The 21,829-nt window shown below is 69.6% G+C and carries 17 protein-coding genes; 10 read left to right on the plus strand and 7 right to left on the minus strand.

The window, feature by feature from the left end:
• Positions 1-14 precede the first annotated feature (14 nt).
• The 3 genes from OEB96_RS25945 to OEB96_RS25955 all read left to right on the plus strand — a co-directional run bounded on the left by OEB96_RS25945 (position 15) and on the right by OEB96_RS25955 (position 4,669).
• On the plus strand, positions 15-1,475 hold the full coding sequence (locus OEB96_RS25945; RefSeq protein ID WP_266219424.1) for an SIR2 family protein: 1,461 nt from the start codon (positions 15-17) through the stop codon (positions 1,473-1,475).
• 11 nt (positions 1,476-1,486) lie between these two features.
• Positions 1,487-2,113, plus strand: coding sequence for a glutathione S-transferase family protein (locus tag OEB96_RS25950; protein WP_266219425.1), 627 nt, complete (start codon positions 1,487-1,489; stop codon positions 2,111-2,113).
• A gap of 96 nt (positions 2,114-2,209) precedes the next feature.
• Entirely contained in the window at positions 2,210-4,669 is a 2,460-nt protein-coding gene (locus OEB96_RS25955) for a GcvT family protein (RefSeq protein WP_266219426.1), read from the plus strand.
• Here OEB96_RS25955 and egtB read toward each other — a convergent pair.
• A complete protein-coding gene (gene egtB / locus OEB96_RS25960; RefSeq protein WP_266219427.1) occupies positions 4,659-6,017 on the minus strand; it encodes an ergothioneine biosynthesis protein EgtB in 1,359 nt (452 codons plus the stop codon). The two genes, OEB96_RS25955 and egtB, sit on opposite strands and share 11 nt — an antisense overlap.
• 605 nt (positions 6,018-6,622) lie before the next feature.
• Here egtB and OEB96_RS25965 point away from each other — a divergent pair.
• A complete protein-coding gene (locus OEB96_RS25965; RefSeq protein WP_266219428.1) occupies positions 6,623-8,614 on the plus strand; it encodes a hypothetical protein in 1,992 nt (663 codons plus the stop codon).
• A 12-nt stretch (positions 8,615-8,626) separates the two neighbouring features.
• Here the strand turns inward: OEB96_RS25965 and nadA are convergent, their stop codons facing one another.
• Positions 8,627-9,571: a quinolinate synthase NadA gene (gene nadA / locus OEB96_RS25970; RefSeq protein ID WP_266219429.1), complete on the minus strand. Its 945-nt coding sequence runs from the start codon at positions 9,569-9,571 to the stop codon at positions 8,627-8,629.
• Positions 9,572-9,924: 353 nt separating this feature from the next.
• Here nadA and OEB96_RS25975 point away from each other — a divergent pair, with 353 nt between their 5' ends.
• From OEB96_RS25975 to OEB96_RS25990, 4 genes are read left to right on the plus strand one after another with little or no spacing between them, the layout of a single operon-like run.
• On the plus strand, positions 9,925-10,974 hold the full coding sequence (locus OEB96_RS25975) for a hypothetical protein (protein WP_266219430.1): 1,050 nt from the start codon (positions 9,925-9,927) through the stop codon (positions 10,972-10,974).
• 54 nt (positions 10,975-11,028) lie between these two features.
• Positions 11,029-12,195 carry a trypsin-like peptidase domain-containing protein gene (locus OEB96_RS25980; RefSeq protein ID WP_266219431.1) on the plus strand — a complete coding sequence of 389 codons (1,167 nt, stop codon included), beginning with the start codon at positions 11,029-11,031 and terminating at the stop codon, positions 12,193-12,195.
• Positions 12,195-13,682 (plus strand): substrate-binding domain-containing protein, encoded by a 1,488-nt coding sequence (locus OEB96_RS25985; protein WP_266219432.1) that lies wholly within the window; start codon positions 12,195-12,197, stop codon positions 13,680-13,682. The genes OEB96_RS25980 and OEB96_RS25985 overlap by 1 nt, the downstream gene beginning before the upstream one ends.
• Before the next feature lie 38 nt (positions 13,683-13,720).
• A complete protein-coding gene (locus OEB96_RS25990; RefSeq protein ID WP_266219433.1) occupies positions 13,721-15,400 on the plus strand; it encodes an AgmX/PglI C-terminal domain-containing protein in 1,680 nt (559 codons plus the stop codon).
• Between the two features lie 10 nt (positions 15,401-15,410).
• Here the strand turns inward: OEB96_RS25990 and OEB96_RS25995 are convergent, their stop codons facing one another.
• From OEB96_RS25995 to rpsF, 5 genes are all read right to left on the minus strand, one after another.
• Positions 15,411-16,373, minus strand: a complete 963-nt coding sequence (locus OEB96_RS25995) for a cupin-like domain-containing protein (RefSeq protein WP_266219434.1) — start codon at positions 16,371-16,373, stop codon at positions 15,411-15,413.
• 81 nt (positions 16,374-16,454) lie between these two features.
• Entirely contained in the window at positions 16,455-16,874 is a 420-nt protein-coding gene (locus tag OEB96_RS26000; RefSeq protein ID WP_266219435.1) for a hypothetical protein, read from the minus strand.
• A gap of 117 nt (positions 16,875-16,991) precedes the next feature.
• Entirely contained in the window at positions 16,992-17,438 is a 447-nt protein-coding gene (gene rplI / locus OEB96_RS26005) for a 50S ribosomal protein L9 (RefSeq protein ID WP_266219436.1), read from the minus strand.
• An 18-nt stretch (positions 17,439-17,456) separates the two neighbouring features.
• Positions 17,457-17,744, minus strand: a complete 288-nt coding sequence (gene rpsR / locus OEB96_RS26010; RefSeq protein WP_266219437.1) for a 30S ribosomal protein S18 — start codon at positions 17,742-17,744, stop codon at positions 17,457-17,459.
• Entirely contained in the window at positions 17,744-18,298 is a 555-nt protein-coding gene (rpsF, locus tag OEB96_RS26015) for a 30S ribosomal protein S6 (RefSeq protein WP_266219438.1), read from the minus strand. Before rpsF ends, rpsR begins: the two co-directional genes overlap by 1 nt.
• A 268-nt stretch (positions 18,299-18,566) precedes the next feature.
• On the opposite strand from rpsF, the gene OEB96_RS26020 reads away from it, so the two are divergent.
• Together OEB96_RS26020 and OEB96_RS26025 are read left to right on the plus strand one after the other, a co-directional pair.
• Entirely contained in the window at positions 18,567-20,291 is a 1,725-nt protein-coding gene (locus OEB96_RS26020; protein ID WP_266219715.1) for an Hsp70 family protein, read from the plus strand.
• A gap of 30 nt (positions 20,292-20,321) precedes the next feature.
• Positions 20,322-21,821, plus strand: a complete 1,500-nt coding sequence (locus OEB96_RS26025; RefSeq protein WP_266219439.1) for a J domain-containing protein — start codon at positions 20,322-20,324, stop codon at positions 21,819-21,821.
• Positions 21,822-21,829: the final 8 nt, after the last annotated feature.

Raw genomic sequence — 21,829 nt, forward strand, 5'->3', positions numbered from 1 at the left:
CAATGATCCGACTCATGGCGAGCACCTCATGGGTCCTGGTCGCGGGTGCGGGCAAGGACCCCCTTCCTCCCGAGCTCGCACAGACGGCGTCCGTGCTCGGCCGGGCTCTCGCGGAGGCCGGGCTGTCGCTGGTCACCAACGGCTGGCCTGGGGTCGATCACGCGGTGGGGACCGCGTTCGTGGAGGCGCTGCGCGCTCGCAGCGTCGAACCCTCCGCTCGCTTCCGGCAGTACCGTACCCGGGGGCTGCCGGTGTCGGTCCCGGGCGCCCAGCTCTGCGAGGTGGAGCAAGACGCGGCCGAGTACCTCCATGCGGTCGATGCGGCCGACGTGATCGTGGTGATCGCCGGAGCGAACGGGACCCCGCTCGTCGATCGACACGCCCGCAACGTGGGCAAGCCCGTCCTGCCGCTGCCCCGCCCCGGAGGCAGCGCGGCGACGATCTTCGAGGAGCTGCGCGGCAGCTTCGATCGCGATCGCTACCTCGGCATCCCCCGCCACGAGCTCGATGCCCTCGATCAGCCCGCGCCCCAGGCCGTGGCCGCGGCGATCCGCTTCATCCGGCAGTACCTCGATGCGCGGGCGATCCGTGACGGCGAGTACCTCACGCCCGGAAGCGTGGTCGGCCGCGACAACGAGGCCGCGATCGAACGCCTGGCCGAAGAGCTGCGCGAGGGCATGATGGCGTTCATCGGCGCCGGCACCTCGATCCCCGGCGGCTATCCCGACTGGCGCACGCTGATCGAGCGCATGCAGAGCTCGCTGCTCGATCAGGACTCGCGGGCCATGGCCTACGTCTCGCGCGAGGACGACCTGCTGATGCGCGCCGAGCGGTACCGGCAGCTCATGGGCGAGGGAGAGTTCGGCCGCTTCGTGCGCGAGCAATTCGGCCCCGAGCGCGGCACCTGTCGCGAGCTCCACCACGACCTCGTGCGCTTGCCGTTCACCCACGTGCTCACGACCAACTACGACAACCTGCTCGAGCGGGCGCATGCCAGCGCGTTCCCGGGCGAGCTGCCCACCACCGTCGACTGGCAGAACAACGCCGACATCGAGGCGTTCCTCCGCGCCGCTCGCCGTCGCGGCCAGCCGCGCCGCTACGTGCACCTACACGGGGTCTACAACGACCCGTCGAGCATCGTGCTGTCCGAGAGCGACTACCAGCGGCGCTACCACGAGAGCGCCAGCGGAGAGATGCTGCTCTCGGTGCTGTTCACGGCCCATCCGTTTCTCTTCATCGGCTTCTCGTTCACCGACATGGACATGATGGGGGTGTTCCGCGGCACCATGGCCCGGCTGCGCCTGCAGGGGGCGCTGCACTTCGCGTTCGTGGCCCTCGATCCCCGCAAGCACGATCCCACCCTGGTGCGGCAGCGGCTGCGCCGGAAGTACAAGATCGAGCCCGTGTTCTACGTGGAGACGCCCGACCACGCCGGGCTGCACGATCTGGTGAAGCGGCTGGCCGCACGAGGGTAGTATTCGCCCCCATGAAGTACGTCATCCACGGCGCGCCCGGGTCGGGCTCGGGCATCGTCGAGGCCGCCTGCGCCGAGCTCGGCGTCGACTACGAGGCCCGCGATCTCGACGCGCGCAACGACGAGCACCGCGGAGCTGCATACGCCGCCATCAACCCCCAGCGGAAGCTGCCGGCGCTGGAGCTCGAAGACGGTGAGATCATCACCGAGTCGGTCGCGATCGTGCTCACCCTCGACGAGCGCCACCGCGACGCCGGCCTGCTGCCCCCGCCGGGCGGCAAGGAGCGCGCGCAGGCGCTGCGGTGGATGGTGTTCATCGCCGCGGAGCTCTACCCCATGGTCGAGATCATCGACCATCCCGAGCGCTTCGCCCCGGGGGAGAACGCCGCGCAGGCCATGCGCGAGCGCGCCGAGACGATCTGGCGCGAGCGCTGGCGCGTGCTCGAGGCCAACATCGCCGGCACGCCCCACTGCCTCGCGAGCGGCTTTTGTGCCACCGACCTGTTCATCACCAAGCTCGCCGTGTGGCTCGATCGCGCCTGGCGGCAGGAGCACCTGCCCAAGATCGACGCGCTGATCACCGCCGTGCGGGCACGGCCGACCCTCGAGCACGTCTGGCGCAGGCACATCCGCGACTGAGATCACTGGGACAGCATCATCGCGTAAGACCAACCCTTCCGCCCGGCCGAGGAGGATCTCGCGGGCCCACCGGCCTGCCTGTATCCTCCCGCCTCCATGACGACCCCTGCTCTCCCCCAGCGCGCGCGCGTGGTCATCATCGGCGGCGGCATCATCGGCTGCTCGGTCGCCTATCACCTCGCCCACATGGGCTGGACCGACGTGGTGGTGCTCGAGCGCGACCGCCTCACGTCGGGTACCACCTGGCATGCGGCCGGCCTGGTGGTGACGTACGGCTCCACGTCGGAGACCTCGACCTGGATGCGCCGCTACACCCGCGATCTCTACACGCGCCTCGAAGCCGAGACCGGCGTGTCCACCGGCTTCAAGCCGGTCGGCTTCATCGAGCTGGCCTCCGACGACGACCGCCTCGAGGAGTTCCGCCGCACCACGGCCTTCAACCGCCACTGCGGCGTCGACGTGCACGAGATCTCCCCCAGGGAGGTCGCCGAGCTGTTCCCGCTCGCGCGCGTCGACGACGTCCGCGCGGGCTTCTACGTCAAGGAGGACGGTCGCGCCAATCCGGTCGACGTGACCATGTCGCTGGCCAAGGGCGCACGCCTGCAAGGGGCCACCATCATCGAGGGCGTCAGCGTCACCGGGGTCACCACCCGCCGTGGCGTGGTCACGGGCGTCACCACCTCGCACGGCACCATCGAGGCCGAGTACGTGGTCAACTGCGCCGGCATGTGGGCGCGGCAGCTCGGGGAGCTGTGCGGGGTGAGCATCCCGCTGCAGTCGGCCGAGCACTACTACCTCATCACCGACGCCATGGAGGGGCTCACCTCCGACATGCCCGTCATCGAGGACCCGGGGTGCCACGGGTACTATCGCGAGGAGGTGGGCGGCCTGATGATCGGCCTGTTCGAGCCGGTGTGCGCCCCGTGGAAGGTGGGGGGCGTGCCCGCGGACTTCTCGTTCGGCGAGCTGGCCCCCGACTGGGATCGCATGATGCCCTACGTCGAGAAGGCCATGAGCCGCGTACCGCGGTCGATCGACACCGGCGTCAAGAAGTTCTTCTGCGGCCCCGAGAGCTTCACCCCCGATCTGGCGCCGATCGTGGGCGAGGCCCCCGAGCTGAAGAACTACTTCGTGTGCGCAGGCCTGAACTCCATCGGCATCATCACCGGCGGGGGCCTGGGCAAGGTGCTCGCGCACTGGATCATCACCGGTCGCCCCGAGGTCGACGTGACCTACATGAACATCGACCGCCTACATGCCTACCAGCGCAACCCCGAGTACCGCCGCACGCGTACGGTGGAATCGCTGGGCATGGTCTACCAGTGCCACTACCCCACGCGCTCGATGCAGACGGCGCGCGGCGCCAAGCGCTCGGCGTTCCACGACCGCCTCGCGGCCCGCGGCGCCTACTTTCGCGACGTGAGCGGCTGGGAAGGCGCCGACTGGTACGCGCCCGAGGGTCAGGCGCCCGATCCGGGCCCGCTCGGCTGGGGACGCCAGCGTTGGTTTCCATGGTGGGAAGCCGAGCACCGAGCCGCGCGCGAGGCCGTGATCGCGATGGACATGTCGTTCATGGCCAAGTTCCTCGTGCAGGGTCGCGATGCAGGGCGGGTGCTCGAGCGGATCTCGGCCAACCGCGTCGACACGGAGCCCGGGCTCATCACCTACACCCAGTGGCTCAACGAGGGCGGCACCCTCGAGGCCGATCTGACCGTGACCAAGCTCGACGACGAGCGCTTCTGGGTGGTTGCGTCGGACACGGCGCATCGCCACGCGCTCGCGTGGCTGCGGCGCCACACCCCCGACGACGCGCACTGCTTCACCACCGACGTGACCTCGGGCTACGCACAGCTCAACGTGCAAGGCCCACGCTCGCGCGAGCTGCTCCAGGCGCTGACCACCGTCGACATGTCCAACGAGGCGTTCCCGTTCCGGGCCGCGCGGGAGCTCGACATCGGGTTCGCGCGGCTTCTGTGCGTGCGCATCACCTACCTCGGCGAGCTCGGCTACGAGCTCTACATCCCCACCGAGCAGGCGGTGCACGTGTACGAGCGCGTGGTCGCGGCGGGCGAGGCGCTCGGGCTGCGCCACGCCGGCCTCAAGGCGCTGGCCAGCCTGCGCATGGAGAAGGGCTACCGCGACTATGGCCACGACATCGACAACACCGACTCGCCGCTCGAGGCGGGCCTGGGCTTCGCGGTGGCGCTCGACAAGCCGGGCGGGTTCATCGGTCGCGATGCGGTGGCGGCCAGCAAGGCCCGCGGCCCGCTGCGCAAGCGCCTGCTGCAGGTGCTGCTGCTCGAGCCCGAGCCGATGATGTTCCACGCGGAGATCGTGCATCGCGACGGCAAGCCGGCGGGCTACGTGCGTGCCGCCTCCTACGGGCACACGCTCGGCGGCGCGGTCGGGCTGGCGATGATCGAGGCAGACACGCCGATCGATCGCGCCCACGTCGACGGCGGTCGCTGGGAGGTGAACGTGGCCGGACGCATGGTGCCGGCCCGCGTCTCGATCGCTCCGCTCTACGATCCCAAGATGAAGCGCATCAAGAGCTGAGATCCCGGGCGAGGCGAAGGCCCGAGAACTGCCACCGTGCCTGCGGCGGAAAGAAGTTCCGGTAGGTCGTGCGCACGTGGGATGCCGGCGTGGCACACGACCCTCCGCGCAGCACCAGCTGGTTGCACATGAACTTGCCGTTGTACTCGCCGAGCGAGCCGGCGAGCGGGCGAAAGCCCGGATAGGGCGCGTAGCCGCTGGCCGTCCACTCCCATGCGTCACCGAACGCCTGGTGCGGCCCTGGCTCCTCGGTGGCTCGTGCGTGCCGCCCGTGGCTCAGCGGCAACGGGTGCAGCGCGCCCGTCTCGACGAAGTTGCCGGAGATCGGCCGGTCGGCGCACGCCTGCTCCCACTCGGCTTCGGTGGGCAGCCGGCAGTCGCGCCACCGCGCAAAGGCGTCGGCCTCGTAGTAGCTCAGGTGGCAGACCGGCTCGTTCGGGTCGAGGGCTCGTGCCCCCGCGAGCGTGAACAGCCGCCAGCCATCGCGACCGTCGCCGCCGTAGTCGTTGGGCTCGCTCGCGTCGAGCCAGTAGAGCGGGGCTCGCCACCCCTCGTGCCGTACCACGTCGAAGCCGGCCGACAGCCACAGCTCGGGCCGTCGATAGCCATCATCGGCCATGAACTCGAGGAACTCGCCGCAGGTGACCAGACGCGAGGCCAGGGCGAACGGCTCGAGGTACACTCGGTGCCGGGGTCGCTCGTTGTCGAAGGCGAAGCCCGCACCGTCGAACCCCACCGATCGCAGTCCACCGGGATGCTCGAGCCACGCGAGCGCGGTCGCCGATGAACTGCTCGGCGCGAACCGATCGACCGGCTCGCGGTACGCCGGCCACAGCGGGTTGCACCAAAACCCGTGCTTGAGATCGGTGAGGACGAGCTCCTGGTGCTGCTGCTCGTGCTGCAAGCCCACCTCGATCACCTCGAGCGCCTCGGGCGGCAGCGTGCCCGAATCCAGCAGCGCCTGCATCGCGGCGTCCACGTGCTCGCGATACCGCCAGACCTCGGCCACGGTGGGACGGGTCAGCAGCCCTCGCTGGGGGCGCGGGTGCATGCGACCGACCGACTCGTAGTACGAGTTGAACAGGTAGCCGAAGCGCGGATGGAAGGGCTCGTGCCCCGGCCTCCAGCGTTCGAGCACGAAGGTCTCGAAGAACCACGTGGTGTGGGCCAGATGCCACTTGACCGGGCTGGCGTCGGGCATCGACTGCAGGCCGTAGTCCTCGAGCTCCAGCGGCTCGGCGAGCGCGCGGGTGGCTGCTCGCACCGCGGCATACCGCTCCGCTGGCTCGAGCGCTCGAGCGGGGGGATCGATCGGGTCGGCCGGATCGTCGGCGGAAGAAGGGGTCATGACGAGCATGGGGCGGATGGGAGTGGGGCTGCTCACGCCCTCTCACCGGCTCGGGCCGAGCATTGGAGACGGGTCCTGCTTTGTCAAGCAACGTCGCTCCGACGTGCCCATCCAAGTCGTTCGTCGGGGAGTCGACCAAGCACTCCAGGGCACGCCTGCGGCGAGGCTCGAATCAGGATCGGCAGTCTCGTCGACCGAACGTGGTGATCGACCGTGCGGCTCCGTTCGCAGCGGAAGACGATGACTCGGTTGGTGGGTCGTGGCTTACCGTGCCGTCGTCGGGGGATCCATCCCGACGCCGGCCCATGATGGGAATCGTCTCCTTGGTGACGTCGAGAGTCGTTCGAAGACTCGGACCACGATGATGATTCACGAGCCCCTCGAACGCGATGACATGATGTATCCTCGAACGGGTTGGCCAGGGTGCTCTTCACCTCGTCCCATTGCGGTCCACATCGGACCGTGCACGCGAGGTCGAGCCAGTCACATGAGCCAGTGGTGCTCCCTTGCCGGGCGCGCCGAGGGCCGCGAGCGCAGCGGAAGACCGATTCGAACCCGCCGCCAAGGAAGGCCGCGGAGGCAGCGAAGATACGAGGACGAGGGTCATGACGAACGAGAGCAGCAGGAAGACCGATACGTTGATCATTGGGTTTGGACTGACGACGATTCCGTTGATCCGAGAGCTGGAGAGAACCGGCTCGGACTATACGGTGATCTCCTCTGGTCCCAACATCTGGGAGCAGCTGGAGGCCGCGGGGCGGCTCGACTTCGACCTGGTCAGCAGCTACATGTCCTCGGTCTACTCGTTCGAGCTGGCCCGCACCAAGAATACGGAGTCGCGGTTTCCCACGGCACGTGAGTTCCACGAGTTCATCAAGCGCTACAAGGCCGACCATCGGCAAAAGGTGGTCGAAGACTGGGTCACCGAGGTCGAGAACCGAGAAGCCGGCTCGGTGGTACACACCAGGAGCGGTGCGATCTACGAGGCCAACAACATCGTCATCGGGACCGCCTTTCGGCGCAAGATCCACCACTCGATCCTGAACTACGACTTCGAGCACGCCAGGGGGCGCACGGTGGTGATCACCACCATGGGCGACTCGGCGAACATGTTCGTGTCCAAGCTCCTGGGGGGCGACAATCGCATCATCCTGGTGAGCAACGGGTTCTTCTGCCTCGACAAGCTCATCAACCACCACGGGGTGGCGTTCGCGCTCGACGACGTCGAGATGCACAACGTGGGCAACATCTCGGGCTATCTCTACAAGATGGTCCTGCCCCAGGGCCAGATCATGGCCTCGAGCAACCCCCGCACGAGCAAGCCGTTCCTGGGCAGCAACCTCTACATGCGCTACCCGTTCGCGATACGCGACCTCGACCTTACACCGGCCCTGAACATGGGGCGGGGCAGTCCGTTCAACCCGAACCTCCCCAATGGACTTCGCATCACCAAGTACTGGCCGATCGACACCTACAAGGAGTCGTTCGAGGACACCCTCGAGGAGTCGATCCGCAGCGGCTACTTGCTCAACGACATCGCCTATCTCATCGATCGCAAGATCGTCGAGCTGTGGCCACGGCAGGAGGTCTTCATCGATCGCGAGAATCGAGTGCTCCGCTGGAGGGACCAGGTGGTGCAGTTCGACGACATCATCGAGTCCGACCAGGAGGCGCCGAATCTGCCGCCCATCACGATCGAGCGCCCGGGCCAGCCTTCGTGCCGCTACGAGTACTACTATCGCGATTGCTTCATGGGGCTCATGCCCCGGGACCTCCCCAACACCTACTTCATCGGCTACGCGAGGGCGATGACCGGCGGGGTCAACAACGTGTCCGAGATGCAGTGCATCTTCACGCACAAGATGATCACCGACGCCGCGTTCCGCAAGGAGATCACCAGGAACCTCGACGAGCGCATCGCGGCCTACAATGGCACGCAGTACCCGAGCAAGGTGCGCTCGGGAGCCGACAACCTGGTGTTCTATGGTCAGTACAACGAGATCGTCGCTCGTCTGATGGGCATCGAGTCGAAGTTCTCGCAGTGTCGCAGCCTCGAGGACGTGGGCATCCACTTCTTCTTCCCCAACACCATCGGCAAGTATCGGCAGCGCGGGCCCTATGCGGTCGAGGGAATGGAAGAGGTGATCCGGTCGATCCACCGCTCCCATCGCGGGTTCTCGATCTCGAGCACGCAGGTGCTGAACTTCGTGCTGATGCTGGTCACGGCGATCGTGGCGATCGTGCAGATGTTCCGCGCCGACTGGATCCCGCTGTCGATCACGGTCTTGCTGCTGCTCGTGGCGTTCTTCGGCCCGGCGCTGCCGCTCATCAACACCAACTCCAATCGCATCAACCACATCACCAACCCGCTGATGGTGCTGGGCCTGGGCGCGACGCTCTGGCTCGGGCACCCGCTGGTGCCGCTCGCATCGCTGGGCCTCGGCTTCGTCGTGGTCTACATCTGCCGCAAGCTCGCCATCAGCCGCGTGTGGTTCAACGACCTGCAATTCAAGTCGCGGCCGGAGTTCGACCAGTTCTACGCGCGGTACATCGAGACCTTCCGCAAGGTCCACCACCCGAGCGCCGACGACGACTGAGCTGGCTTCGCGTCAGCTCAGCGCGAGCATGCGATCGATGGGGCGGCGGGCCGCCTCGCGCAGCTCGACCGGCATCGTCAGCTCGGGGGTGCCGTCGCGCAGGCACACGTAGAGCTTCTCGAGCGTGTTGAGCCGCATGAACGGGCACTCGTTGCAGGCGCAGTTGCTCTGCGGCGGCGCGGGGATGTACGTCTTGTGCGGAGCCGCCTTGTGCATCTGCGTGATGATGCCGGGCTCGGTGGCCACGATGAACTCGTCGTGGTCGCTCTCCACCGCGTGCCGCAACAGCCGAGTGGTGGAGCCGATCACGTCGGCCATGGCGAGCACGGGCTCCTCGCACTCGGGGTGCGCGATGATCTGGGCCCTGGGGTGTCGCGACTTGAGCTCGACCAGCTTTCGCTGGCTGAAGGTCTCGTGCACGATGCAGCTGCCCTGCCACAGCAGCATGTCGCGACCGGTCTGCTTGATGAGCCAGCGGCCGAGGTTGGCGTCGGGGGCGAACAGGATCTGCTGGTCCTCGGGGATCGAGCGGATCACCGCCTCGGCATTGGAGGAAGTGCAGATGATGTCACTATGCGCCTTCACCTCGGCCGAGCAATTGATGTAGCTCACCGCCACTGCGCCGGGGTGGCGCGCCCGCCAGGCACGGAAGCGGTCGGCGGGGCAGCCGCTGGCCAGCGAGCAGCCGGCGTCGAGGTCGGGCAGCAGCACGGTGCGGTCGGGATTGAGGATCTTGGCCGTCTCGGCCATGAAGTGCACGCCGCAGAACACGATGGTCTGGGCCTCGGTGTCGCGCGCGGCCTGGGCCAGCGCCAGCGAGTCGCCCAGGAAGTCGGCCAGCTCCTGGATCTCCGACTCCTGATAGTAGTGGGCCAAGATGACGGCGTTGCGCTCCTTCTTGAGCCGTACGATCTCGTCCTCGAGGTCCAGACCCGGGTCGACGTGGGGCTGCTCCATGGTGGTCGCGTAGCATGGCATCGCGCATCGGGGGGCGCAATCGCGAGCCCTGGGCGATGACGTGGTGCTGGCGTCGGGGTCTACGGTCATCCGGCGTCAGCAGGCCTTCGATCTTTCGCTTGCGTGCCACCAAGCCCGCGGATACCTTGCACTGGCACGTTCGATGGATGCGCTCGGGATCGAGAGGTTCGATCCCGAAACGGCGCCGGCGTCGTCGCGACGAGACGACCCAGCGCAGTGAATCGATGAGCCCCGAGGCTCGGACGCCAGCCACGATCGGATCGGCGATGTGCGCTGATCCGTGCCTCGTTCGGTCGTGGGGCACGGGAGGGACGTGCCACCCAGGAGGGTCGATGAACGGCAAGCTGATCGTCTCCACCGAGCCCTCTGCGGGCGCTTCGATGGCCTCGCCGCCCGCCGAGCAGCTCGCCGAGGTCCTGCTGACCGAGATCGTCCGAACGCTCACCACCCAGGGGACGCCGGGCACGGTGCTGGGAGGGCGACCGCATCTGCGCTTGTTCGGCGAGGCCATCGATCTCGCGCTGCCGCTGCGGGCGCTACGGCGGCTGACCGAGCGCGCGCCCCTGCCCCCGCTCGAGGTCGACGACGCGACGCTGCACGCACATGGCCGGGCGATCGCCGACGAAGGGGGCTACCTGCTGAGCCCGGCGGGGCTCCGTGCCGAGCTCGACCAACGAGGAGCCCCCGCCGACACGATGAGCCTCTGGCTGCACAGCTCGCCGTTCTCTCGCCCCATGAATGCGCTGTTGCGTGCGGATCCGTCCCGGCCCGAGACCTGGCTGCGCGTGACGGAGGGTCTGCGTCATGCGGTGCAGCGCGTGATGGCCGATCCCGATCGCATGGGCTGCCACGCGCTGGCCCGACGGATGTCTCGTCTGCGCGAGGCGGTCGCAGGTCTCGAGCGGCTCGATGATCCTCGGCTGCCGCGATTGCTCGGCGAGCAGCTGGTGCACGCGTTCATGGCCCTGCGGGCGCTGCCTCGACTGCGGCGGGTGCTGGGTGACGACGAGGCGCGACTTCGGCTCTGGTGCACCTTGCCGAACGCGGTGCTGGCCGACCTTCGGTGGACGGCCGCGAGCGAAGGCGGACGCGTGTGGAGGGATCCGGGGCTGCTGAGCACGGTCGTGGATCGCGGGCATCGTGCCCACGACCCCGACGAGCCCGATGTGCTGGAGCTCTGCCCACGGGTCCGCGGGAGCGCCGGCCGCTGGCTCGATGGCCCGGCCGATGGCGCCTCGGTGGTGTTGTTCCCCCCCGGAACCCCGTTCGAGGTGGTCAAGGTGATCGAGGTACCGAGTGCCCAGAGCGAGCGGCATCGGGTGGTGGCACGGCTGCAAGAGCTGCCTGCCCGGCGGGCGATCGAGGCCTGGACCGCACGCTGATCCGTGCGAAATACTCCCGAAGGCGCGGGGTTGCACGGGCCCCGGGAGGTATCGATGAGCTCGAAGGGCGACGGCCGCAAGGACTCCACCGCGCCAGCAGGCCGTGGCCGGGGGTGGATCACGGGGCTGGTCAAGCTCGTGGCCCTCGCGGTCGGTGCGGTGATCTCGGTGGTGGTGTCGATGAGCCTGGTGGGGCTGCTCACCGACAACGTATGGGTGCAGCTGGGCGTGGCGGTGGTGGTCACGGGAGGCTTGCCCCTGCTGATGGCCGATCGCCTGCTGCCCGACGATGGCTCGTCGCGACCAGGGCTGGTCACCGATGTGGCGGCCGTCACATGGATGGGAGGAGCCACCGCGGCGGTGGCCCTGGGCACCTCGATGCTGCAGGGGCCGCTCTCCGAGCAGGCCTCGCGCTTCGACGCACAGGGGTGGAACCATGTGGCCTGGGGCACGCGGTGGGTTGCGGGTGTTCAGACGCCCACCGCTGCGTCTCCGGCCGCGAGCGAAGAGGAGGCCGCCACGCCGGCGGCCACCGAGCCCCCCGTCGAGGTCGAGGCGGTCGATGCCGCCCCCGCCGAGGGGGCCGAGTTCACGCCCGCGCCGCCCAAGGAGCAGCCGCGCAAGGAGCTGGCCCCGGCGGAGCTGTTCAAGGCGTGGGCCCCGTCGGTGGTCACGATCAAGACCGAGATGTCGCTGGGCGCCGGGATGGGCACCGGGTTCGTCATCGATGACAAGGGCACCATCGCCACCAACCACCACGTGGTGGAGGACGCCAGGAAGATCGAGGTCAAGCTGTTCGACGGCAGCGTGGCGGACGAGGTCGAGCTGCTCGAGAACAACCCCGACGACGATCTCGCGCTGCTGCGCATCAAGATCGCCACGCTGCCGCCCCCGGTGGCGCTCGGGGTGAGCGACGAGGTCGAGGTGGGCGAGGCGGTGATCGTGATCGGCAACCCCATCGGGCTCGAGCACACGATGACCGACGGCATGGTGTCCTCGCGACGCGTGTACGAGGGCAAGAAGTACATCCAGATGTCGGCTCCGGTGTCGCCGGGCAACTCGGGCGGGCCGGTCTTCAACACTCGCGGCGACGTGATCGGGGTGACGGTGGCCAAGCTGCGGGGCGAGAGCCTCAACCTCGCGATCCCGATCGACGTGCTCAAGCCCATGATCAAGTCCGAGTACCCTGCCGCGCGCGGGTTCGGCACCTCGAGGTGGTGATGCGACGCGTGATCGTGTTCGGTTCGTTGGTGGGCATGCTGGGGGCGGTGGCCGGCATGACCATGCTGCGTGAGCGCCCCGAGCTGCTCGAGCCGGCCGTGGACGCGTTGCCGGGCGAGGCGGCGGGTGCCTCCTCGTCGGAGACCAAGGGCGAGGCGGCCAAGACCGATGGCGAGGCCAAGGGTGAGGCTGGCGAGACCAAGGGCGAGGCGAGCGAGGCCGAGGCTGCCGCGGTCGATCCGAGCAAGCCTCCCGAGCCGCTCAGGGTCGTCGCGCTGGGCTGGGAGGTGCTGGCTCCCGGGGTGCTGGCCAACGGTGGCACGAGCTCCGCCGAGGAGGGTGCCTATCGCAAGGCGGGCCTCGATGTGTCGTTTGCGGCGGTGGTCGATGCGGCCGAGATCCAGACCCGGCTGTCGCGTGGGGGCGAGGACGAGCAGGGGGCCGACGTGGCCTTGATGCCCTTGCCGGCCTTCGTGGCGTCGTACGAGCGCCTGCGCGCCCTCTCGCCGCAGGTGTTCTTCGTGGTGGCGTGGTCGCGAGGGCGCGATGCGCTGGTGGGTGACGCCGCGCTGCTGCGCGAGCCGCCCTCGGGTCCGATGCGACTGGTCGGTCGCCCGGGATCCTCGGAGACGCTCTTGGGGCTCTACGTGCTCGACGAGGCCGGGGTCGCGCCCGGGCGGGTCGAGCTGCTCGAGCCGGGGTCCAGCCAGCGCCGAGGATTGCAGGCGGTGCAGCGGCGTCGATCGGGGGAGATCGATGCGCGGCAGCTGGTGGTGTCGACCGCCGACGCCACGCACCTGGTGCCGGTGGTCGCGGTGGCGGCGGCCGGCGTGGTGGATCGCAGGCGCGACGTGCTGGTGAGGTGGGCGCGCACGTGGATGGAGGGCGCTCGCAGCCTCGATGCCGACCCGGCCGCGGCGGCGCGCGTGCTGGCGGCGCAGAAGGGCGCGCCCGAGGCGGTGGATCTCATCGATGCGCTGGGGTGGCTCGAGTTCACCGACCTCCACGGCGCGGCCACGGCGGCCGGTCTGTCGGGGCGCGGAGCGGTGAACCTCGACGCGCTCTTCCATCGCACCTGGGATCTGTGGCGCGAGGTCGGGCTGCTGACCACGCCCTCGCCCGAGCGGGTGCCGCTGACGGCCACGGTGATCGCCGACCTGGCACGGGATGCCCAGGCTCCAGCGGCGGCGTCCCGCCGGGCCACGTCCGAGGGTGAGGCGCCCGTGCTCCTCGTCCATGCCGTGGCGGGTCGCAAGCTCGATGCGGCGGCCGAGGCCGCCCTGGTGGCGCACGTGGGCACGCTGGCCGGGGTGTTCTCGCGCTCGACGATCGAGGTGTGGGTGCCGCGATCGCCCGAGGCGGGCCAGCGCGTGGCGGTGGGCGCGGTCGAGCGCTTCGGGTTGCCGGAGGGCCGGATCACGGTGCGGCGCGATCGCGACCCCAAGGCCCGCAAGGCGGCAGTGGTCACGGTCCGGGCGGCGCGCTAGCGTCGATGACGAAATCGAATGGTGTAGAGTCGCTGCCGATGAATGGGCGCAAGGCGACGGTGGTGCTGACCGGGATGCTGGCCACGCTGGGTGCGTGCAAGGACGACGCCGCGCCGGACGAGGCACCCGCCGCGGAGGCGGCCGAGGGAGCCGGTGCCGACGCCGCCACTCCCGGTGGCGCGACCCCGACCGTCGACCCGACGCCCGTGCCGAGCGAGCCCCCCGAGCCACCGCCCTCGGGCCATGCGGTGGCCAAGGTGGGCTCGCTGCTGTTCATCTCGAGCACGGGTGAGGTGGGCTTCGAGCTACCGCCGCTCGGCGAGGGCTCCAGGGCTGCTGCGGGCATGACGATCAACGTGGTGGGCGAGCAGGATGGCCGGCTCGCGATCGAGACGCTGGCGGCCCAGCCCGCCGAGCACCACTGCGCGGGCACTCTGGACGACCTCGGCGACTTTCGTCTGCGGCTGTTCATCGGTCGCGACGATCTCTTGCCCGTGTTGACCGAGAGCTACACCTACGAGCACGAGGATGGCACCAAGGCCCAGCTCAGCCGAGGCGTGCCCGTGCCCGAGGGGGGTGATGCGCTGCTGGTACGCGGGACGCCATTGAAGCTGTCGGTGCCCCAGGATCGGCTCGGCCGCTTCTACGAGCCCGGCGCGGCGCTGTCGTCGGAGGGATCCATCAGCAAGCTCGAGCCGATGGAGGATGACGCGCTCACCTTCGCGGGTGCGCCCCTGGTCGAGTCCGAGCTGTTCCACCAGGGCAGAAAGCTCTCGCTGTTCGGGAGCTCGATGCGCGAGGGTGGGGGAGCGCTGGTCACCGTGCGCAATCCGTGCCTCGAGCTGGTCGCGATCGCATCCCGGGAACGGATGGAGGCAACGGCGCTGGCCGGGGGACGGCCGGCCGGCATCCTCGGGACGGTGGAGCCGGAGAGCGGTCACTTCCTCGCGTCGCCATACGGTGGCGCGTTCGCGGTGGGCGGCGACGACGAGGACGTCTGGGGAGGGCTCATCGGCACCGAGGTCGGTGAGGCGTATGGCGTGGGCGGCCTGGGCCTAGTGGGCACGGGTCGCGGTGGCGGCAGCAATCCGCGCTACGAGGTCAAGGCGGGGACTGCGATTCACTGGACCGACGGCAGCCCGGCGGGGCAGGTCGTTGCCGATCACACCTTTGCCGAGCAGCCCCGCGAGGAAGGGGGGCGCACGTGCTTCGACGTGTCGATCGTGGGGTCCAAGGGGCCCACGCTCGGGCTGTGCTTCGAGCCCGGCGAGGTGGGCGAGCGCGAGGCCTCCAGCACGGCGGTCTTCGGCCTCTTCGGCAGCGGTGGTCCGGGCAGCGGTGGCTACGGCCTGGGCGGTGGCGCGGGCTTTGGCGGCCGGGGCAAGAAGGTGCCGCGGGTGCGCCAGGCCAAGGCCGACGTGACGGGCTCGCTCGACAAGGACATCATCCGCCGGATCGTGCGGGCGCACATCAACGAGGTGCGGTACTGCTACACCATGGGGCTCACCAAGGATCCCGCGCTCGCGGGCAAGGTCGAGGTCTCGTTCATCATCAGCCCCAGCGGCTCGGTCTCCAGCGCCACCGTGGCCAGCTCCACGCTGACGGACTCGACCGTCGACTACTGCATCGCCAAGGCCGTCAAGCGCTGGAAGTTCCCCAAGCCCACGGGCGGTGGGGTGGTGGCGGTGAAGTACCCGTTCGTGCTCGAACCGGGGTGACGCGGTGTGCCTACCGTACTCCCCCAGGCGTGTACCACCCGAACGAGTTGGGTCGCACGAACGCATTGATCGCCAGGCTCACCGAGGCATCGAGGGCGCGCACGTCGTGCCACCAGCCGGCGGGGATGAAGAGTGACTCGCCGGGCCGTAGCGTCAGGTCGAACGAGACGATGTCGTCGTCGTCGAGCACCTGCTGCACGTCCATGCGGCTGTAGACGCCCTCGGCCTTGCGCAGCAGGGCCTCGGTCCATGGGGGCGCCAGCACCACGCGCTTGCGACCGTGGACCTGGCAAAACAGGATGTTCGAGGTGTCGTGGTGCAGCGGCGTGACCGTGCCCGCCGGGCCGAGCCACAGCGCCGAGCCATGGGGCAACCGCTGCGCATCGAACCACCCCGAAGGCAGCACCACGTCGTCCCACAGCGCACGCAGCTCGCCGCGCGCGGTGTTGCGGTTGTTGGCGATGAGGTAGAGGTCGTTGCCCTGGTCGACCGCGAGCATGCGATCGACGTACTCGGCCAGGGTCAGCTGCCGTCGGTGCGCTCGCCAATTGACGTCGGGTCGAGGATCACCCTCTCGTCCCACGCAGGCCTCGATCTTCGCCCCACCAAAGCGCTCACGCAGGCTCTGCGGGGTCCACTGGGTGCGCCAGCGCGAGACGATGTCGGTGAACACGGCCGGGGTCGAGGTGGCCCAGTAACGTCCAAAGAGCTCGAAGGCATCGGGCGCGGGCCTCCGCTCGAGCGGGCTGGGCTTGCCGACGGTGGAGAGCAGCCGAGCCACCTGGGCCAGGCGCTTTGCCCAGTGATCGCGGTCGCGGGCGGTGACGAAACCAGGCGAGCGCACGATCTCGAACACGGTGCGCTCGGCCAACCCCCTGGGCGCCCCGCCCTCGACCAACCCCGTGACCAGCTCGTGCGGCTCGACCCCACGCAGGAGGTTCTCGACCACCCAGCGCTGCCATTCGTCGGCCACCACCACGGGCTCGCGCGTGGCCCTCGAGCGAGCCGGTCCCCGACGCGAACGAACGAGAGAGCGATGCACCGCGGATCGGCCTCACTCGGGCTCGTCGCCAGGCAGCACACCGCTGGTCGGCGGGGGCATGGGCGGGATCTCGGTGGTCCCGCCGCTACCCGTGCCCGTGGTCCCGTCGCCGGTCGTGCCGTCCGTCTCGGTGGGATTGGGCATGGGCGGGGGCATCGGCGGAATCGGCCCCGTGCTCGAGTCGTCCCCCGCCGTGGTGGTGCTGGTCCCCGTGGTGGGGTTGGCCATCGGCGGTGTCGTGTCGTCGGTGGTCGGGTTGGGCATGGGCCCCTCGTCGGCCATGGGCGGCTGGCTGTCGTTGGCGGTGTCGCCCGTGCCCTTGTCGTCGCCACATGCAGCTCCGGACAGCGTCAGCAGCAACGCTCCCACGGCCGGCCGCGCCAGGGCAGGGCCGCGAGGAGGTGGAGTCGGTCGCACCTTGGAAGAAGCCATGCTCCCACTGTCGCCGCGAGGCCGCGCGCTGTCAACGCGAAAGGGCCCACGAGAAAGGGCCGGTCGTTTCCGACCGGCCCTCCATCGTTCTTCGAGCGTGCCCCGAGGGCACGGCGGTCAAATGCCTACGACGTTGACCTTGAGCGGTACCTGCACGTCCACGCTGAAGCGAACCACGACCTCGAAGGTCCCGGTCTCGCGGATCGGATCGGGCAGCTGCACCAGGCGGCGGTCGACCTCGATGTTCTGCATGGCCAGGGCCTCGACGATGTCGCGCGAGGAGACCGACCCGAACAGCTTGTTGTCCTTGCCGGCCTTGCGAGCGATGGAGACCGAGGTGTTCTTGAGCAGGTCGGCGGTCTTTTGCTGCTCGGCCCGCATGCGAGCCTGCTCGGCCTCGATGGCGCGACGATGGTGCTCGTGCTGCGCCACGTTGCCGCGGGTGGCGAGCAGTGCCATGCCGCGGGGAATGAGGTAGTTGCGGCCGTAGCCGGGCTTGACCCGGACGATCTCGCCGGCGCGGCCGAGGCTCTCGACGTCTTGCTTGAGGATGACGCTGATCATGACGCGGCCTCCTTCGGGCTACGAGGTGTAGGGCAGCAAGGCCAGCATGCGCGCGCGCTTGATCGCCTTGGTGAGCTGCCGTTGCTGACGCGCCGAGAGCCCGGAGATCCGCGCGGGCACGATCTTGCCGCGGTCGGAGAGGAAGTTCTTGAGGAGCTGGGGATTCTTGTAGTCCAGCACCAGATTCTTGTCGGCGACCATGGCGAAGCGCTTGCGGCGGCTGCTGCCACCCTCGCGTCCACCACGCTCGCCGCGGTCACCGCGGTCACCGCGGTCACGGTCACGGTCACGCATGTCGTCGCTCATCAGTCGTTCTCCTCGTCGTCGTCGTCGTCGTCGCCGTAGTAGTCGTCGTCATCGTCACCGCGGTCGCGTGCGGTGGCGGCCTCCTCGGCGGCCCGACGAGCGGCCTCCTCGGCGGCCTTGCGGGCCAGCTCCTCGGGATCGGGTCCGGGATCGGACGCGGCCTCGAGCAGCTCCTCGGTCACCTCGCTGGGACGGGCCTCGGGATCGACGTCGTCGTCGATCTTGACCGTGTAGAAGCGAATGACCTTGTCCGACAGCCCCATCAGGCGCTCGAACTCGGCCACGATGTCCGAGCCGCCGAGGTAGCGCCAGTACAGGTAGATGCCCTTGCGCTCGTGCTTGACGGGGAACGCCAGGATGCGGGTACCCCAGCTGTCGATCTTGATGAGACGACCCCCGAAGTCACCGAACATGCCCTGCATGCGCTCGATGAGCGCCGCGATCTCGGGCTTGCTCGTGGCGGGTCGAAGGATGGTGACGGACTCGTACTCACGCTGGGTGCCTTGCTTGGACGACACCGAGCGCACGACGCCCTTGGTGGCTGCTTGGGCCATGGGCTCTCCTTTCGGACGGTTGGGCCCCCACGTTTCGGGTGGGAGCAAGGAGGTTGGGAAGAGGGGCGATCCCTAGACCACCCCCGTGCCCCTTGGCAAGCCCCCGGAGGACGGCGGCTCGCGCGAAGGGGGAGCAGGTGCGCCAGGTCCCTTCCGTTCGTCCTCCGGGCGGCGATCGCGGGCCGAGGGTCTGGCGACCGGGGGAAGGCCGGGGAAGGCCGAGGGGCTTGGCCGAAGGGGTGGTGCTACGCTTCGCGGCGCCGTGGGCATGCGCATTGGCATCGATTTGGGCACCACCTACTCCCTGGTGGGGGTGATGCGCGACGGCCGGGCGGAGATCGTGCCCAACGCGCTGGGCGAGCGGCAGACCCCCAGCGCGGTCAGCATCGACGACGATGGCACGATCCTGGTGGGGGCGGCGGCCCGGGCCCGGGCCCTGACCCACCCCGAGCGCACGTTCCGCAATTTCAAGCGCGACATGGGAACCGACCGCGAGGTCGGCCACGGGGGGCACCGGTTTCGTCCGGAGGAGCTGTCGGCCCTGGTGCTGCGCCAGCTGGTGCGCGACGCCGAGGCGGCGCTGGGCCGGCCCATCGACGAGGCGGTGGTCACGGTGCCGGCCTACTTTGGCGAGCTGCAGCGGCGAGCCACCCGCGACGCCTGCGAGATCGCCGGGCTGCACGTGGAGCGGCTCATCAACGAGCCCACCGCGGCCGCGCTCGCCTACGGCCTGCACCAACGCGACCATCATCCCGGTCGGGAGAGCCGCATCGCCGTGCTCGACCTCGGCGGCGGCACCTTCGACGTGAGCGTGCTCGAGATCATCGAGGGCGTCATCGAGATCCAGGCCTCGGCCGGCGACGCGAGCCTGGGTGGCGAGGACTTCGTGGCGCTGATGGTCGACGCGCTGTCCGAGCGCGCCAAGGCCCAGTGGGGCTTCGACCCGCGCTCGATGATCCACGCCAGGGCCCGGCTGTGGGAGGCCTGCGAGCGGGCCAAGTGCCGGCTGTCGTCGGACGAGCGGGTGGAGGTGGAGGTTCCGCGCCCCGGACCCCGGCTCGAGGGCGGCGAGCCGCTGCTGCTGTCGCTGTCGCGGCCGGAGGCGCAGGCGCTGTGGGAGCCGATCCTGCAGCGCATGCACCCGCCGATTCGCCGCGCCCTGCGCGATGCGGGCGTGTCGCCGGACGACGTGGACGAGGTGGTGCTGGTGGGTGGGGCCACGCGGATGCCTGCGGTGGCCGACCTGGCGCAGGCCCTGTTCGGGCGGCCCGCGCTGCGCACGATCTCCCCCGACGAGGCGGTGGCCCAGGGGGCCGCGGTGCAGGTGGCCCTCAAGGCGGGCGACGAGCAGCTCGACGACGTGGTCGCCACCGACGTGGCCCCGTTCTCGCTGGGGGTGTCCACCGTCGAGAGCCACGGGCGGCGTCGGCTCGACGACGTGTTCTCGCCGATCCTCGAGCGTGGCACCGTGCTGCCGGCCAGCCGGGTCGAGCGCTTCGTGACCGCCGCGGACGGCCAGACCAAGATCCGCGTGGAGGTGTTCCAGGGCGAGCACTCGCTGTGCCGCGACAACATCAAGCTCGGCGAGTACACCCTGCAGGGCATTCCCTCGGGCACCTCGGGCGAAGAGGCGATCGACGTGCGCTTCACCTACGATCTCAACGGGATCCTCGAGGTCGACATGACGATCGTCAGCACGGGGGAGACCTCCACCCTCGTGATCGAGCGTGCACCGGGCCGCATGAGCGCCGACCAGGTGGAGCAGGCGCGACAGGTCCTGCGCACGCTCAAGTTCCACCCGCGCGAGGCGCTGCCCAACACCACCGCGCTGGCGCGGGCCGAGAGCCTCTACACCGAGCTGCGGGGCCCCGCGCGCGAGCTGCTGGGCACGGCCATGCGCGCGTTTCGACTCGCGCTCGAGGAGCAGGAGCCCGAGGTGATCGAGCGCTGCCGCGGCGAGCTGCTGGCGCTGGTGGAGCGCTTCAAGCACTGAGCGGGACCACGTCGAGGACTTGGCGTCGAGATGAGCCGCAAGCCACCCATCGAGCTGCCGCAGACCGACGATCCCTACGTGCTGCTCGACGTGCGACCGGGGGCGAGCGCCGAGCAGATCCGTCGCGCCTACCTGCGGCGGGTCAAGGTGTACAAGCCCGACCGCCATCCCGCGGAGTTTCGGCGGATCCGCGAGGCCTATGACCGGCTGCGCGAGCACGAGCGGTGGTTCGATGCGTGGCGACAGGCCAGCGAGGTCGTTCGCAAGGCCGCCGAGGCCGCGGCTGCGGCGGCCGAAGCCGGCGAGGGACGAGACGCGGACGAGGAGGACGGGTTCGAGGACGAGGACGACGAGGACGTCGATGCGTTGATCGCCGCGCTCGAAGAGGAGCTCCGCGAGGGTCGGGACGAGCGCTTCGAGCCAGACGAGGCCGACGAAGATGACGATCTGCCGCAGGCCGACGCGGCCGAGCTCGCGCTCGAGCTCGGGGATCGGCGCAAGCGGACCGAGCGGGTGGCCGACACCGCCGAGCGGCTCGTGGCCCTCGAGTGCGAGGTGCATGGCGCCCTCACGGGCGGACGATCGAGCGATGCCGCGGCGCTGTTGCTCTCCTCGGAGGCCGAGCTGCTCGCATCGCACACTGCGTTCGGAACCCTGCTGCTCGAGGTGTGCTGCGCGGTGATCTGGGACGCACCCGGGCAATTCGAGGCACTCCGGCAGCGCTACGGCGACCTGGTGTCGACCTACGACACCGAGCACCGCGACGGTGCGCTCCTGCATCGCCGCTTGCTCACCGACGAGCTGCCCGCGTGGCGCCTCGCGGTCGCGTCGTGGCCGGAGCTCGAGCGCTTCGTGGCGCTCGGATCCAGCCTGCGGGCGCCCGCCGAGGCCGAGCTGGGGCTGCGGCTGGGGCGACGGGCGGCCGACGACCCTGCGGGCTTTCTGCGGGTGCTCGTGGTGGCCAGCGCGGCCGCGCCCGGAATCCTCGCGTGCTACGTGAGCATGGCCGAGCGCTGGTCCAAGCACTACGGCAAGATCGCCGTGGTGGTGGAGCCGGCCAATCGGCCCACCGTCGAGCGAGCGGCCCAGACCCTGGCCCACTCGGTGCAGCACGACCGCTGGGTGCGATGGGAGCAGCTGCGTCCGCTGCTGCTGCTCGTGGTGCTGGTGAGCATGATCGTGCTGACCCGATCGCCGCTGGTGGAGCTGCTCGTCATCGGCGCGGTGCTCGTGCTGTGGGGCTGGAACGCCTGGGTGGCCCCGTCGGAGGTGCGGATCTACGACAGGGTGGTGCGCCCGGCGGCCGCGGGGTGGCTGTGGTCCACGCATGCCACGCCCCAGGAGCTCGCGACGGCGCTGCGCCAGCGGCTGCCCCCGTCCGGGACGTGGGCGGCGGTGCTGCACCCGGGGAACCTCGAGGAGTATCCCGAGCGACTCGCCGATGATCTGGCGCTGTTGGCGTTTGGGGAGACGGCGCCGATGATCCCGCTGCTGAGCCGGCCGCGGGGCTCCGGGCCGGGTTCCAAGTGACGCCTACG

Origin of the sequence: Paraliomyxa miuraensis, from assembly GCF_026337845.1 — a bacterium.
GTDB classification, from domain to species: domain Bacteria; phylum Myxococcota_A; class Polyangia; order Nannocystales; family Nannocystaceae; genus Paraliomyxa; species Paraliomyxa miuraensis.